This is a genomic window from Nocardia flavorosea NBRC 108225, from assembly GCF_001613385.1.
GTDB lineage: Bacteria > Actinomycetota > Actinomycetes > Mycobacteriales > Mycobacteriaceae > Nocardia > Nocardia flavorosea.
Genome location: NZ_BDCG01000009.1, coordinates 179,695 through 194,592, shown reverse-complemented (window position 1 = coordinate 194,592; position 14,898 = coordinate 179,695). Strand labels below are relative to the sequence as shown.

Annotated in this window: 12 protein-coding genes; 8 read left to right on the top strand and 4 right to left on the bottom strand. The window is 68.3% G+C overall.

Annotated features, from left to right (window positions below; translation table 11 throughout):
* Nucleotides 1-7 precede the first annotated feature (7 nt).
* From NFL01S_RS11085 to NFL01S_RS11060, 6 genes are read left to right on the top strand one after another with little or no spacing between them, the layout of a single operon-like run.
* A complete protein-coding gene (locus NFL01S_RS11085; protein WP_063915911.1) occupies nucleotides 8-2,077 on the top strand; it encodes a hypothetical protein in 2,070 nt (689 codons plus the stop codon).
* Nucleotides 2,074-2,382: a transposase gene (locus NFL01S_RS11080; protein WP_062974105.1), complete on the top strand. Its 309-nt coding sequence runs from the start codon at nucleotides 2,074-2,076 to the stop codon at nucleotides 2,380-2,382. The genes NFL01S_RS11085 and NFL01S_RS11080 overlap by 4 nt, the downstream gene beginning before the upstream one ends.
* A gap of 13 nt (nucleotides 2,383-2,395) precedes the next feature.
* Complete coding sequence (locus tag NFL01S_RS11075; RefSeq protein ID WP_062974103.1) at nucleotides 2,396-4,045, top strand: peptidoglycan DD-metalloendopeptidase family protein; 1,650 nt, start codon at nucleotides 2,396-2,398, stop codon at nucleotides 4,043-4,045.
* A complete protein-coding gene (locus tag NFL01S_RS11070; RefSeq protein ID WP_245670611.1) occupies nucleotides 4,042-4,644 on the top strand; it encodes a hypothetical protein in 603 nt (200 codons plus the stop codon). Before NFL01S_RS11075 ends, NFL01S_RS11070 begins: the two co-directional genes overlap by 4 nt.
* 30 nt (nucleotides 4,645-4,674) lie before the next feature.
* Entirely contained in the window at nucleotides 4,675-6,555 is a 1,881-nt protein-coding gene (locus tag NFL01S_RS11065) for a type IV secretory system conjugative DNA transfer family protein (RefSeq protein ID WP_033241582.1), read from the top strand.
* The gene (locus NFL01S_RS11060) at nucleotides 6,552-6,995 is read left to right on the top strand and encodes a DUF4913 domain-containing protein (protein WP_062974101.1); all 444 of its coding nucleotides are present in this window, start codon (nucleotides 6,552-6,554) and stop codon (nucleotides 6,993-6,995) included. Before NFL01S_RS11065 ends, NFL01S_RS11060 begins: the two co-directional genes overlap by 4 nt.
* A 114-nt stretch (nucleotides 6,996-7,109) precedes the next feature.
* On the opposite strand, the gene NFL01S_RS11055 is transcribed toward NFL01S_RS11060, so the two are convergent.
* On the bottom strand, nucleotides 7,110-7,706 hold the full coding sequence (locus NFL01S_RS11055) for a hypothetical protein (protein ID WP_062974099.1): 597 nt from the start codon (nucleotides 7,704-7,706) through the stop codon (nucleotides 7,110-7,112).
* 294 nt (nucleotides 7,707-8,000) lie between these two features.
* Nucleotides 8,001-8,882, bottom strand: a complete 882-nt coding sequence (locus tag NFL01S_RS11050) for a peptidylprolyl isomerase (protein WP_062974212.1) — start codon at nucleotides 8,880-8,882, stop codon at nucleotides 8,001-8,003.
* Nucleotides 8,883-9,072: 190 nt separating this feature from the next.
* Here NFL01S_RS11050 and hisS point away from each other — a divergent pair, with 190 nt between their 5' ends.
* Nucleotides 9,073-10,338, top strand: a complete 1,266-nt coding sequence (gene hisS, locus NFL01S_RS11045) for a histidine--tRNA ligase (protein WP_062974097.1) — start codon at nucleotides 9,073-9,075, stop codon at nucleotides 10,336-10,338.
* A gap of 42 nt (nucleotides 10,339-10,380) precedes the next feature.
* A complete protein-coding gene (locus NFL01S_RS11040) occupies nucleotides 10,381-11,025 on the top strand; it encodes a hypothetical protein (protein WP_062974095.1) in 645 nt (214 codons plus the stop codon).
* 538 nt (nucleotides 11,026-11,563) lie between these two features.
* Here NFL01S_RS11040 and NFL01S_RS11035 read toward each other — a convergent pair.
* Nucleotides 11,564-12,658 carry a 2-oxoacid:ferredoxin oxidoreductase subunit beta gene (locus NFL01S_RS11035; protein WP_062974093.1) on the bottom strand — a complete coding sequence of 365 codons (1,095 nt, stop codon included), beginning with the start codon at nucleotides 12,656-12,658 and terminating at the stop codon, nucleotides 11,564-11,566.
* Nucleotides 12,655-14,616, bottom strand: coding sequence for a 2-oxoacid:acceptor oxidoreductase subunit alpha (locus NFL01S_RS11030; protein WP_084492587.1), 1,962 nt, complete (start codon nucleotides 14,614-14,616; stop codon nucleotides 12,655-12,657). The genes NFL01S_RS11035 and NFL01S_RS11030 overlap by 4 nt, the downstream gene beginning before the upstream one ends.
* Nucleotides 14,617-14,898: the final 282 nt, after the last annotated feature.

Here is a 14,898-nt window from a genome sequence, read left to right as displayed (position 1 = left end):
AGGACTGATGGTACGCGAGCACGAGCCCCCTTTGCGGGAACGGAACCGGCCCCGGGTCGCTACCGGCGAGCGGACACGATCGGGCCGGGACGAGGACCTGCGCGGCCGGGACGCCGAGCCCGGTTCCGTGACCGGTCAGCGGCGCGGGGGCAGCGGCTCGCGTACCGAACGACGGGGCGCGACATCGCGTACCGCCGATCCCGGCGGCCGGGTTCCGCGCGAACGGGGTGCGGCGAACCGGGAGCGGGTGCGCCGCGCCCGGGTCGATACGACCGCCGACCGGGCGATGGGGACCCCGGAATTCGACAAGGCCGCGCGCCGGGCGAAAGTCCGGGCCGAGAAACGTAAGCAGTCGGGTCCGCCGCTGCTCGATCCGGCGACCCGGTCCCGGCTGGAGGAACTCAGCCGCGAGGGCGCCGGACTCCGCGCGGCCTGGGCGACCTTCCGGGTGCGCACCGACGATATCCGCCGCCGCAACTACGAGGCCCGCGCGGAACAGGAGTTCCAGGACGGTTTCGACCGGCAGACCGCACAGCTGACCGAGCGCGGGTATGCGGGAGCCGGCGGCGGTCGGATGAATGTTGTGGGCCGCCCGGTCGAGTACCGGGCCACGACCGCGCAAGTGGCCGGGTTGTGGCCCTGGTCCGTCGGTGCCGGGGCACCGTTGATCGGAACCCCGCTGGGTTCCCATCTGCATACCGGAGCGCCCGTCTGCTTCGATCCGATGAACTGGTTCATGCGCGGCAGTTTCATCACCGCACCCAGCCTTTTCGTGCTGGGGCTCAACGGTTTCGGAAAGTCGTCGCTGGTACGCCGGATCGTGCTCGGCGGGGTCGCGCAGAGCATCACCCCGTTGATCCTCGCCGATGTCAAACCCGACTATCGGCGTCTGGTGGAACTGGTCGGCGGGCAGGTGATCGACCTGGGGTACGGCCACGGCAAACTCAATCCACTGGCCGGCGGGGTCCTGGGCGATATCGTGCCGCGGTTGGCGGAGCACCCCGAATTGCAGCGTCAGGTATTGCAGGATCTGCACGCCCGGCAGGTCACCTTGATCGCGGGTCTGGTGGAACTCGTGCGGGGGGCCCGGGTGCGCGACTACGAGGAGACGCTGATCTCCACCGCACTGGGGATCCTGTACCGGCCGGGCAGTGGGTACAGCCCGGACCGGCCGCCGATCATGGAGAACCTGCTGGAGATCATCGTCGCCGGTGGCGAGGAGATGATGCTGGATGCCGGTGCCGACAGCGCGAGCGAATATCAGGAGGCGATCAGGGGGCTGCGGCGTTCGTTGCGGGCTCTGACGCAGGGGCCGTTCGGCGCGGTGTTCAACGGCCAGACCACGGTACCGATCGATACCGATTCGGTGGCGGTGTGCATCGATGTCTCTCATATTCCCAACGGGGACAAGAAGCTCAAGGCTGCCGTCATGCTGGCCTGCTGGGCCGACGGTTTCGCCGCGGTGGAGGCGGCACATACCCTCACCGATGCGGGGATGGCCCCGCAGCGGTATTTCCAAGTGGTGATGGACGAGCTGTGGCAGGTGCTGGGGCTCGGCGATTTCATGGTCGACCGGGTGGACGAACTCACCCGTCTGCAGCGCGGTATCGCCACCGCGCTGATCATGATCAGCCACACCATCAAGGATTTGCAGTCGCTCGGCTCGGAGGCGGCCATCGCGAAGGCGCTGGGCTTCCTGGAACGCGCGCGCGCCAAGATCTTCGGCGCCCTACCGGCCGAGGAAATCAAACGACTGGACAGTACGGTGCCGTTCACCGCCGCCGAAGAGGAGATGGTGACCAGTTGGTCGGCTCCCCAGGCATTGACCGGGGAGGCACTCAAACCGGGCCAGGTGCGGCCCTCCCCACCCGGTACCGGAAAATTCCTGCTGAAGATCGGCGAGGACCGCCGGCCCGGTATCCCGTTCCATATGGAATTCACCGCGGCCGAGAAACTCAGCGGAATCCACGACACCAACCAGCGGTTCGACGAATTCACCGCGCATCCGGGCCGCTCCGGCGCCCGCGAGGCCGCGGCCGGTGACGGTGCCCACCCCGGGGGAGGGAGTGGTTCATGATGCCGCACCGGTCGTATCGGCGGGTATCTCCCGAAGTGCGTGCCGCCGCGGTGAAACAGGTCGTCGCGCTGACCGGAAAACTACGCAGCGAATCGGAAGCGTGCCGGGTGGTGGCCGAACAGATCGGGGTGCATACGAATTCGGTGCGCAACTGGGTACGGGCCGCGGAGGGGCCAGGTCTGGACCGGATGGATGCGGCGGCCCTGCGGCGCAAGGTCACCCTGCTGCAGCAGCAGTTGGCCGCCGCCGCCGAAGTGAACCGAGCGCTGGCCGATACCCTGAACGAGAGTCGGCGTCACACGTGAACCAGGCGCGGCCGTGAACGCGAAATCGGTGCTGTGGACAGCGCTCGGAGTGGTACTGGGGCTGATGACGATGATCCTGGTCATCGTGATGCCTGCCGTCGACGACCCCTGCGAAGGGGGTTCGGTGGTGGATCCGAGCGGATCGGTTCCGCCGGGCGGTGACCCGCGGGCGGCGGGCGATATTCCGAGTGCTACCGCCAATCCCGCCGCCACCGCCACACCCGCACTCGCGGCCGATGCCGGGCCGCTGGACCGCACCTGGCCGATGGCCGCCGGAACCTTCTCGGTCTCCGATGTGTTCGGCTCGCGCGGCGGCGGCCACAAGGGGATCGACCTGGCGGCGCCCGACGGGACCCCGATCTTCTCGGTTACCGACGGAGTGGTGGTGGCCGCCGGTCCGGCGTCCGGCTTCGGGAATTGGATTGTGGTCGATTCCACCGATCCGCGTAACGGCCGGGCGTTCTCTGCCGTCTACGGACATATGTGGGACCACGGGGTGCTGGTGCGGGTGGGGGAGCAGGTGCGCGCGGGTCAGCATATCGGGTCGGTCGGCTCGGCCGGTGAATCCAGTGGACCGCATCTGCATTTCGAGGTCGTGCCCGGTGGCCGGTTCACCGGTGGGCGGCAGATCGATCCGGTGCCCTGGCTCGACGGCGCGCCGACTCCCGACCTCGGCGGTGCCCGGGCCTATTCGACCGACCCGGAGTGCGTACGCGGTTTCGGTACGCCCGGTGGGGCGCTGGCCGACGGGAAGGTACCGCCGGAACTGGAGATCTGGTACCGCCGGGCGGGTTCCCTGTGCCCGGAGGTCACTCCGTCCTTGCTGGCCGCCCAGGGCCGCCAGGAGTCCGGGTTCCGGCGCGGCCTCACCTCGCCGGCCGGGGCGCAGGGGCTCGCGCAGTTCCTTCCCGGTACCGCCACCAGTACGAACCCCGACGACGGGCAGCCCTATGTCATCGACGCCGACGGCAACGGGGTTGCCAGTGTATGGGACGACGGTGACGCGATCATGGGCCAGGGACGATATATGTGCGCGATCGCGCACAAGATCAACGGATGGATGGCCGAGGGGCGAGTGCACGGCGATGTGGTCGCGCTGACGCTGGCCGCCTACAACGCGGGCGAAGGAGCGGTGCTGGCCTCCGGCGGGATGCCCAATCAGGTCGCCGCCCATTATTCCGAAACCCAGCCGTACGTCACGAATATCCTGGCCATGGAAGCGGAGTACCGCGCCCCCGGCGCTTCCGGCCGCTTCGCCCCCGATACCGACGCCGCCGCCGGCGACGAGATCGTCCGAGCTGCACACGAATGGCTGGGCACCCCGTACGTCTGGGGTGGTGGCGGGCCACAGGGGCCCAGCAGCGGTGGACTCGACGGTCCGGGACTCACCTCGGCGGCGGTATTCGCCGCCTCCGGGGGCGAGGTCTCGCTACCACGCACCGCGGAACAGCAGTGGGAGGCCGGAACCGAGGTGTCGATCGGCGAAATCCGGCCGGGCGACCTGGTCTTCAGCGAGTTCGCCGCACGCGGCCCCGCCCGGGTCGGGATCTACGCCGGTAACGGGCAGATGATCCACGCCGCACCCGCGGTGACCGCGGATGCCGCGGGTGGGGTGGCCGAGGCGCCGGTACCCGGCGATGCCCGAGCGAGGAGGGTGCTGTGAACACGCGCGGATCGGCGACCCGTTCGGCGTTGTGGCGGTTAACCTGGAACCGGAAGACGAGTGCCGGTGCGGGACTGGTGGTGGCGCTGATGCTGGGCATCACGATGCTGAGCGGCTGCGGCGGTGGCAACGATGCGGGAACGGCGGGCGGACCGGCCGTTTCCACCCCGCGGCGGCTGGAGGCCGTCCCCGCACCGGATCCCACGACACCCGACGGAGTCGCCGTCGCCGCGTTGCGGGAGATCTACCGGTGGGAACCGGCCACCGAGGTTCCGGGCGATTCTCTGGAGCGGGCACGAAGATTCCTGGGCCCCAGCTTGGTCCGGGTACTGGATGCGTCGACGGAGACCGCGGCGGTGCCCGATGTTTCGCTGCGCTGGGGCGAATGGGCGGCGGCGGGAGCGCGGGTCGAATCGTTCACCTTCGCGTCCGGGGACCGGCCGCCGGCCGGGCCGGATCCCGCTGTGCGGCAGTACAAGATCGGAATCGAGCAGACCGTCGTCTACCCGGACGGCCGCGAGGAACCCCTGGCGCCGGCCACCGTGATCGCGACCGTGGTGCAGACGCCCGCGGGCTGGCGGCTCGACGGCTACCGGTGACCACAGGCGGGGACCACTGAGGAGGCAGGTATGGCGAAGAAGAAACCGGTGAAGGATCCGGCCGTCCCCGGCCCGGACCTGACCCTCATCGCGATATACGTGGGCGGCGCGGTCCTGGCCACAGTCTGGGTGGCGCTACATCTGGGAAATATGCTCTCCCTGCAGAAGCAGGATATGCCGGTCAATCCGATCGCCATCGTCGCAGGAATGGTCAAGGGGGAACTGCGCTGGCCCACCGGCGCCACGGTGATCCTGGTGCTGGTCGTCGCCGCGCTGGTCGGGTTCGTCCTGTGGCGGCGGCGGTCAGCCGCCAAACGCAGCATCGGCCGGCTGGCAGTCGACGACAAGGCAGATGTCATGGGTAACGGTGGCGCCATAGCTGCCCTGACCGAGGCCGGTGTCCGGGAGAAAGCCGGACAGCTCGGTGTGCGGCTCGGTTCCGACGATTCGCCGGGGGTGCCGATCGGTGTCGCGGTCGCCGACGGCTCGATGCTGTACGGCTCGTACGAGGATCTGCACCTCGATATCTGGGGCCCGCGGCAGGGGAAGTCCAGTTCGCGGGTCATTCCGGCGATTCTCAGTGCCATCGGTCCGGTCCTGGCCACCTCGAACAAGCGCGATGTCGTGGATGCGACCCGGGATGTCCGCGAAGCCAAGGGCAGCCGGACCTTCGTCTTCGACCCGCAGGGGGTCGCGGCCGAGGAACCCATCTGGTACTGGAACCCGCTGGACTGGGTGGACGCGCACAGCGACGGCTGCGAGATGCGGGCCGCGCGGCTTGCCGGGCACTTCGCCGACGCCGACAGCGGTGCGGATTCCGGTAAGGACAACTTCTTCGACCCCGAGGCCGAAGATCTGCTGGCAGGTCTCTTCCTGGCCGCGGCGGTCGGCAGGATGCCCATCACGCAGATCTGGGAATGGGTGACGAACCCGAACGATCGCGATCCGGTCGTGCTGCTTGCCAATGCGGGGCACAATTTCTCGGCCTCCGGTCTCCGCGCACAGTACGACGCCGATCCACGGACACGGAGCGGAATCTTCAGTACCGCCAAGAAAATGGTGCGTTGCCTGAAACTGCGCAATGTGCACAAATGGGTGACCCCGCGGACGGATCCCAACGAAAGAGACCGGGCCCAGTTCGACGAGCTGGAGTTCATCGAGAACAACGGGACGCTCTACAGCTTGTCGCTCGAGGGCCGCGGTTCGGCTGCCCCGCTGGTGAGCGCGCTCACCGAGGCCGTTATCGATGTCGCGATGCGCAAGGCTTCGCGGTCGGCGTTCGGCCGGCTGCCGATTCCGCTGCTGGCCGTGCTGGACGAGGCCGCGAATGTGGTGCGCTGGAAAGATCTGCCCAAGCAGTACAGCCACTTCGGCTCACGCGGCATCGTGGTGATGACCGTGCTGCAGTCCTGGGCGCAGGGCGCCCGGTGCTGGGGCGACGACGGAATGAACGCCCTCTGGTCGGCCGCCAATATCAAGGTGTTCGGCAGCGGCGTCGACGACGCGAATTTCCTGCGCGAGCGTTCGGAGGCCATCGGCGAGCATTCGGCCATCTCGGGGTCGGTCTCGGAATCGAAGGGCGGTAAGAGTTACTCACGATCGCTGGGGTCGTCGAAGACGTTCTCGGTGCAGGCACTGGCCACCTTGCCACGTGGTCGCGCCATCGTGTTCTCGTCCGGGGCTCCACCCGTGCTGGTGCGGACTGTGCCATGGTGGGAGGGCGAGTATGCGCCGCTGGTGAAGAAGTCCATCGAACAGCACGATCCGCAGCAGAAAACTCGTATCCCCGATCTCATCGGGTCTCCGTCGCTCATCAAAGGAACACCCCCGGGACCGGATAGCGGACCGGGAGAAACACCCCCCGGGCCCGACAACGGCCCGGGAGACAGGCAGGAGGTTCGCCCACTGTGACCGAGACCCCCCCACAGCAAGGACAGCTCGTCTACGAGAACGTCGTGGAGTTCGTCGAGAACTACCTCAGTGTTGTCTATCGCCGCCAGGTCAGCGATCTCAGCGATACCGTCTGGTGCCCGCAGTGGTGGCAACACACCGAGGCCGTGGTGCGGCTCGACGCGGTATGGCGGGCCTGGGAGCATCTGCGGCAGGACCCGGCCACCGGTATGAGCGTATGGTTCCTCGACCATGCCGACCAGCACATGGCGGTTCTGCTCGACCCGCGCGGGCCGTTCAAATACTGCAGCGTGCGCAACGGGCACAAGGACCGGCTCGATCCCCTGCCGCTGGCAGCGCCGCCACAGGGGTTGTTCAGCGAACCGGCAGACGACGGTGACCACCCGGCCGGGGAATCCGAGCCTGCCGGTGGAATCGGTATCGAGGACCCACGGCGCTGACGGGTCGGGGTACTGCGCTGGCGCACGAGAAAACGCCCGTCGGCGACGGGCGTTTTCTCGTGGTATCGATCGGGGAAGGAGTGTGAAACCGCTCCGTGTACCGGCGGAGCCGGGTTACCGGCTCCGCTCCAGCCCGCGGCTGCGGCTGAGCTCCTGCTCCCGGGCACGCTGGACCGCGGGTGTCCGGTCCGGGCGGTTGCGGGCCGCTTCACTGGCCGGCCCCGCCTGGCCCACCTCGACCAGCATCCGGGCCGCCGCCAGCTCCGGGGCGATCCCGATCCTGGACAGATGCGCGGCCAATGCCTCCCGGCGCTCCACCGAGTCGTAGCTCACCGCTGTCGCGGCCCCGGTCACCTGCTCGGATCTCTCCGCGAACCGTTCCAGCGTGACACGGTCCTTCTCGAGCTGGACCCCGCGATATCCGGGCGTTTCCCGTTGCGGGACGGAGGAGCCCGGTTTCACCTCGGCTGCGGCCCGGGAAATGGTCTGGGCCAATGCGAGATTGCGTGGATCCTTGGATTTGGCATCGCGTGCCTCCCGGATCTGCAGTTCCCGGGCCTCTTTCACCCGTGCTTCGGTGAGCTTCACGCGGGCCTCGGCCTCACGCTGACCGCGCTCCCGGGTTTTCAGCGCGACGAGGGTCGCGATCTGCAACATCGTCTTCATCATGGCCGCGGTTTCCCGGCCGATATCGTCGATATCCTCGGACATGGCTGCTCCCGATACTGCGGTGGTCACTATGGGTGTTCATATGCCCGGCGGCAGCGGGGCCGCGCCGGGCGGATCGGGATCCGCCACCCGACCCGCGAACGGTCCGCCGGGATCCGCCCTCCGGAAGATCCCGCCGGCAGCGCACCGGCCCGAACGGCGACCGATGAGCGCGACATGGTCACGCGCACTCCCACTTTCGAGATTACCCGAGAAACAGGGGCACAGTCTGTACTACCCGACGCCGACCAGCATATATCTCCGGGATGGCCGCGGGGGCGAACCCGCCCGCCGATCTCAGTCGATCCGTACCGAATTCAGCGTCACGGGCTGGTTCGGTTTGCCGTCGCCCGGACCGTTGGATTCGTCCTGGCCGATCCCGGCGATGGTGTCCAGCGTGGCCAGACCGGCCTCGTCGACAGTACCGAAGATCGTGTAGTTCGGCGGCAGCATCGAATCGCCGTAGACGATGAAGAACTGGCTACCGTTGGTGCCCGGTCCGGCATTCGCCATGGCCAGCACGCCGCGCTTGTAGCTGATCGGCTCCGACAGGGCCGGATCCTCCGGCGGGTACTGGTCGGTGGGGTACTCGTTGTCGAACTGATAGCCCGGGCCGCCGGTACCGGTACCGGTCGGGTCACCGCACTGCAACACCTTCAGCCCGTCACCCTGAGTGAGACGGTGGCAGTCCGTGCCGTCGAAATAGCCCTGGCCCGCGAGGCTGGCAAAACTGTTCACGGTGCACGGCGATTCGGCATTGTTCAGCGTCAGCCCGAGCGGGCCGTGGTTGGTATCCACGCTGAGGCTCAGCGTCGCGTTGTCGCCGCCGGTCTGGATATCCTCCGTGCGCGGCTTCTCCACCGGTTTGGCCGCCGGCTCGGGAGTGTCGTTGTAGACACAACTCACACTGGCCGGTTTCGCGGCCGCGGGCGGCGGTGGTGCGGCACCCGGCGTACTGGACAGCGAGGCGTCGGGCGTCTGCGAGGCGGCGTTATCGGCGTTGTCCCCGCCGCGGGTCAGGAAATACACACCGGTCACCGCGGCGATCACCACGACGACACCGACCGCGGATCCGGCGATGGTGAGTTGCTTACGCTTGCGCGCGCGTTCGGCCCGGTTGGCGAGCTGTCGTTCCAGCTTGCGTTTCGCCGCCGCTCGGCGCTGTTCGTTGCTCGGCACTACCACGTTCCTCCCGTGCGGCGGCCGGGCCCGGGCCCGGCCGGTCGCTTCTGGTCTGTTGGTTCCGGGACTAGAGTCTGCCATCTCCGGCTGTGCGCCCCCGGATATCGCCCGGGACTCCCCGCTGCGGTACCCGCTCGGCCGTAACCGGTTGGACTCGACCGGGCCGGGTGGGGGAAACTGATTCACCGTGACCAAGACCAGCAGCTTCTCCGCCCCGAAGGGGGTGCCGGATTATGTCCCGCCCGGTTCGGCCGAGTTCGTCGCGGTACGCGACGGCCTCCTCCGCGCCGCCCGACTCGCCGGGTACGGGCATATCGAGCTGCCGATCTTCGAGGACACCGAACTGTTCGCGCGCGGCGTCGGTGAGTCCACCGATGTGGTGAGCAAGGAGATGTTCACCTTCTCCGACCGTAGCGAGCGCAGTGTGACCTTGCGACCTGAGGGTACCGCCGGGGTGATGCGTGCGGTGATCGAACACGGCCTCGATCGTGGTCAGCTACCGGTGAAGCTCAGCTACGCGGGGCCGTTCTTCCGCTACGAACGCCCCCAAAAGGGTCGCTACCGGCAGTTGCAGCAGGTCGGAGTGGAGGCGATCGGCATCGACGATCCCGCGCTGGACGCCGAAGTCATCGCGGTCGCCGACGCCGGTTTCCGGAGTCTGGGCCTCACCGGTTTCCGGCTCGAGATCACCTCGCTCGGCGACGAGACCTGCCGCCCGCAGTACCGCGAGCGGTTACAGGAATTCCTGTTCGGTCTCGACCTCGACGCCGAGACGCGGCGCCGCGCCGAGATCAACCCGCTGCGCGTACTGGACGACAAGCGGCCCGAGGTGCGTGCGATGACCGCCGACGCCCCGCTGATGCTGGATCACCTGTCCGAATCGGCGAAGAACCACTTCGACCGGGTTCTCGCTCACCTCGACGCGCTCGGCGTGCCGTATGTGCTGAACCCGCGGATGGTTCGCGGTCTGGACTACTACACGAAGACGACCTTCGAATTCGTGCACGACGGCCTGGGTGCGCAATCCGGCATCGGTGGCGGTGGCCGCTACGACGGTCTGATGGCGGAGCTGGGCGGGCAGGCACTGTCCGGTATCGGTTTCGGTCTCGGGGTGGACCGTACCGTTCTGGCGCTCGCCGCCGAAGGGATCGGTGCGGGAGATCCGGCGCGCTGTGAGGTATTCGGAGTGCCCCTCGGGGACGCGGCGAAACAGCGCATGGTGGTACTGGCCGGTGAACTCCGGGCCGCCGATATCAGCGTCGACCTGGTCTACGGCGACCGTGGGGTCAAAGGGGCCATGAAGGCCGCCGACCGTTCGGGTGCCCGCTACACGCTGATCCTCGGCGACCGCGATCTGGCCGAGCAGACCATCGGCCTGAAGGATATGCGCACCGGCGACCAGCGCCAGATCCCGTTGGCGGATATCGTCACCACGCTGTCCGACCGCCCGTAGTACTCTGCGGGCGACCCTGCTCCCGGACCGAAATGCGCCACCGTGACCGATTCGCCCGCACCCGACGCCGATCAGCGAATCGGGCTCGACCTGGTAGCCCCTGAGATCTACGCGCCTGTCCTGCGCCGGTTGGTGCTGGTTGCGGTATGTCTTGCCCTGGTTGCCGGTCTGGTGGCCGGAATGTTCCTGGATCCGATCGCCGGTGTAGTGGCGGCGCTCGTGATGGCGCTACCGGCCGCCGGGTACGTTCTGGCAGTCCGGCGCCGTCGCCTGTGGCTGGCCGGGAACACACTGTACGCGCGCACGTTGTGGCGGACCCGGCACCTGCGGGTTCCCGCCGTGACCGGTATCGAACTGCTGGTCCACCCGGGCCGCCTCAGCCGCGTGATTCTGCGGCTCACCGCCGGCCCGGACCGTCAATTGGTACCGCTGGCGATGTACACAGACGCGGGCAGCGGCCGTGAACTGCATATCCTGGGCCTGCGCCGGCTCGCCGACGCTCTGTCCCGCAGCGAACTCGCGGCCGGTGTCGCGGTCGCCGATCTGCTGGTCCACCAGTTGCGCGCCGAAGCTCGCGATGCCGCGCTCGCGGAGCGCCCGCTGTACCGGGCGGTCGCCGCGGCGCGCACCAAGGACTACGTCGCCGCAGTCGTCCTCACCGACCAGGAGATCACCGCCCTGTACTGAAAACGGGTGACGGTCGATGAGTCGCCCTGGGGTGCGTGAACACGCGGAGGAGGCCGGGACGGCGCCGACAGTATGGCGCGAAGGAGGGCAACTCGGCTACGAGTCCGACCCCCGCCGATATCTTTCGATCGCTGCTCGGGCCGAAAACGCAATGCACCACCTCCGACGCCCGCACGATACCGAGCCATCCGGGCGCCGGTGACGCGGCGATACGGCAGCGGCTCCGCGCACCCGCGGATCGCGGCGTCGCCGAGAACGGGCGCTCCGGGATGCCGGCATCACTGCGGCGCGGAGCGGGTACGAAGCTCCGAACGGCTGAGGGCCGCCGGTAATCGCGTGCCGGGTTCCGATCTCTACTGGAGTGCCGCGCCGATCGCTGCCTGCAACCGTGCAGTTCTCGTCACCGAAATCGGGTACCGCCGGCGGGCCGCGCCGGGAGCCGCCACCTCCCGGACGATGGCAGGACGCTCGACATTTCACTGGGCAGCTCCCCATACTGCGGGCCGATCCGGGCCGGCCCGTAGCACGGGAGGGTCGATTACATCGGTCGGACGGTCCAGGTTTCCGGTCCGGTGAGCAGACGCTGAAGAGAGTCGGTGCCGACCGGGTTCTTCTCCTGGGCCGCGGTGTTCTGCGCCCGGACTCCGTCGTCGTAGGCCGGTCGCCGGACGGCCCGGAAGATACCGGTGACCACATGATCGAGATCCTGGTCGGACAGCCGCGACAGGGCGTAGGCGTACTCGGGATCGTCGCGATGGGCGTCGTGGACGACGATATCGGCCTCCGCGGTCTCCGCCGTCGGTGCTACGGCGAGCCCGAAACCGCGCTGTACCACCGCGTATTCGCCGTCGGCGCCGAAGCGCAGGGGTTCGCCGTGGCGTAGCGGAATGAGGCGGGATTCGCTGTCGCCGCGGCGCAGCACATCGAAGGAACCGTCGTTGAAGATCGGGCAGTCCTGCAGGATCTCCACGAACGAGGTACCGCGGTGTTCGGCGGCGGCGCGCAGCACCTCGGTGAGCCCTGCGCGATCGGAGTCCAGGGCCCGGGCGGCGAAGGTCGCCTCTGCCCCGAGAGCGACCGACAGCGTGTTGAACGGGTGATCGACCGAGCCCATGGGCGTCGATTTGGTGACCTTGCCCGGTTCGGACGTGGGGGAGTACTGGCCCTTGGTGAGCCCGTAGATCCGGTTGTTGAACAACAGGATGGTCATATTCACGTTGCGGCGCAGGGCGTGGATCAGGTGGTTTCCGCCGATGGACAGGGCGTCGCCGTCACCGGTGACCACCCAGACCGACAGATCCGGGCGGGTCACCGCCAGGCCGGTGGCGATGGCGGGGGCCCGGCCGTGGATCGAGTGGATTCCGTAGGCGTCGAGGTAGTAGGGGAACCGGCTGGAGCAGCCGATCCCGGACACGAACATGAGGTTCTCCCGGCGCAGGCCGAGTTCGGCCAGGAAACCGCGCACCGTGGCGAGGATGACGTAGTCACCGCAGCCCGGGCACCAGCGCACTTCCTGGTCGGAGGTGTAGTCCTTGGCCTTCTGCGGGCCGTCCGCGGCCGGTACGCCGGTCAGGCCCGAGACGGGCGTGATACCGAGATCCGCCCCGGTCGGCGAGGTATCGATGATGGTCATGATGCGCCCCCGTTTCTCCGATAGGTCGCTCGAGTTCGCGCGGTGAAGGCCTTGCTCTGCTCCAGTTCGGCCAGTGTGCCGTCCAGTGCCGCGTCGATCACGCCGACCAGTTCCTGGGCGGAGAACGCCGTTCCCGCCACCTTCGTCCATGGTTGCACGTCTACGAGGTACTTCGCTCGCAGCAACCAGGCCAGTTGTCCGCCGTTCATCTCCGGTGCCACCACGGTGTCGTAGCGGCGCAGGACATCGCCGAGGTCCGGCGGCAGGGGATTGAGATGGCGCAGATGTAGCCGGCCGACCCGTGCCCCGCGGCGGCGGACGCGGCGGCAGGCCTCGCCGATCGGCCCGTAGGAGCTGCCCCAGCCGATGAGCAGAACCCGCGCCGCGCCGTCCGGGTCGTCGACCTCGGCGGGCGGTACGGAGATGCCGTCGATCTTCGCCTGGCGCAGCCGCACCATCAGTTCGTGGTTGGCAGGATCGTAGGAGATGTCACCGCTGCCGTCGGCCTTCTCCAGGCCACCGATCCGGTGGGCCCGGCCCGCGGTCCCCGGCACAGCCAAGGGCCGGGCCAGGGTTTCCGGATCGCGGGCATAGGGCTGGAAATCATCGTCGCCCGCGGTCTCGAACGCCGGATCGATCGGTTCGAGTCCGTCCACCGCGGGGATGGCCCACGGCTCGGACCCGTTGGCTATGGCCCCGTCGGACAGCAGCAGAACGGGCGTCCGGTAGGTGAGGGCGATCCGGGCCGCCTCCACCGCGGTGGCGAAGCAGTCGGCCGGTGAACGTGGCGCCAGCACCGCGACCGGAGATTCGCCGTTGCGGCCATAGAGGGCCTGCAGCAGATCGGCCTGTTCGGTTTTGGTCGGCAACCCGGTGGACGGGCCACCGCGCTGGACGTCGACGATCACCAGCGGCAGTTCGGTCATCACCGCCAGCCCGATGGTTTCGCTCTTGAGCGCAAGACCCGGCCCCGAGGTGCTCGTGACCCCGAGCGCACCACCGATCGCGGCGCCCAGGGCGGCCCCGATCCCGGCGATCTCGTCTTCGGCCTGGAAGGTGGTGACACCGAAGTTCTTGTGTTTGCTCAGCTCATGCAGGATATCGGAGGCCGGAGTGATCGGATAGGTGCCGAGGAACAGCGGTATCCCCGCCAGCGATCCGGCGGTGATCAGGCCGTAGGCCAGGGCGGTGTTCCCGGTGATCTGCCGGTAGGTGCCCGCGGGCAGGGCGGCCGGGGCGACCCGGTAGGTGGTGGCGAAGGCCTCGGTGGTTTCGCCGTAGTTCCAGCCGGCCCGGAAGGCGAGGATATTGGCCTCGGCTATTTCCGGCTTCTTCGCGAACTTTTCCCGCAGGAACTTCTCGGTGCCGCCGATGGGCCGCCCGTACATCCAGGACAGCAGGCCCAGGGCGAACATATTCTTCGCCCGCTGGCCGTCCTTCTTGCCCACACCCGCCGATTCCGTGGCGGCCAGGGTCAGCGATGTCATGGCGACCCGGTGCACGACGAAATCCGCGAGGTCCTCACCGGCCAGCGGATCAGCAGCGTAGCCGACCTTGGTGAGGTTGCGTTTGGTGAATTCGTCGGTGTTGACGATGAGGGTGCCGCCGCGCGGCAGCTCGGCCAGATTGGCCTTCAGCGCCGCCGGGTTCATCGCGACCAGGACATCCGGCTGATCGCCGGCGGTGAGAATATCGTGGTCGGCGATCTGTATCTGGAACGACGACACACCCGGCAGGGTGCCCTGCGGGGCCCGGATCTCGGCCGGGAAATTGGGCTGGGTGGCCAGATCGTTGCCGAACGCCGCCGCTTCGTGGGTGAACCGGTCGCCGGTGAGCTGCATACCGTCACCGGAATCACCCGCGAACCGGATGACGACGCGGTCCAGTACGGCTGCGCCGGAGGCGTTTTCGGCCGGCGCGGCATCGGACGGGGCGATGTTGTCGGGGTGCGAAACCATACGCGTGCGTCACTTCCTCGTCGAAATGAGCTACCAGCCGCCAACCTACCCTTGCCGGGGGGCGCCGCGCCGGGAAAGTGCGCGTCCGGTGCGCCGCGGGCGTGGTACCGCGGGGCAGCCCGGAAACGTCGTCCGGCCGACCGGTGAGGTGACACCGCAGCCAGTGGGCTTGTTCAGAAGTCGGTTGTGCGGCCATTGTGCCGAGACAGAAGGTTGGACTCCTGTCCGGTCTGTTATCCGGCTGGGTGCTCCGCACCGCACACGAATTCGCCTCGCGACCCT

Coding starts and splice junctions, on each gene's coding strand:
- NFL01S_RS11055 (WP_062974099.1), bottom strand. CDS start 7,706: ATGTCCGAGGATATCGACGATATCGGCCGGGAAACCGCGGCCATGATG.
- NFL01S_RS11030 (WP_084492587.1), bottom strand. CDS start 14,616: ATGGTTTCGCACCCCGACAACATCGCCCCGTCCGATGCCGCGCCGGCC.
- NFL01S_RS11035 (WP_062974093.1), bottom strand. CDS start 12,658: ATGACCATCATCGATACCTCGCCGACCGGGGCGGATCTCGGTATCACG.
- NFL01S_RS11080 (WP_062974105.1), top strand. CDS start 2,074: ATGATGCCGCACCGGTCGTATCGGCGGGTATCTCCCGAAGTGCGTGCC.
- NFL01S_RS11065 (WP_033241582.1), top strand. CDS start 4,675: ATGGCGAAGAAGAAACCGGTGAAGGATCCGGCCGTCCCCGGCCCGGAC.
- NFL01S_RS11085 (WP_063915911.1), top strand. CDS start 8: ATGGTACGCGAGCACGAGCCCCCTTTGCGGGAACGGAACCGGCCCCGG.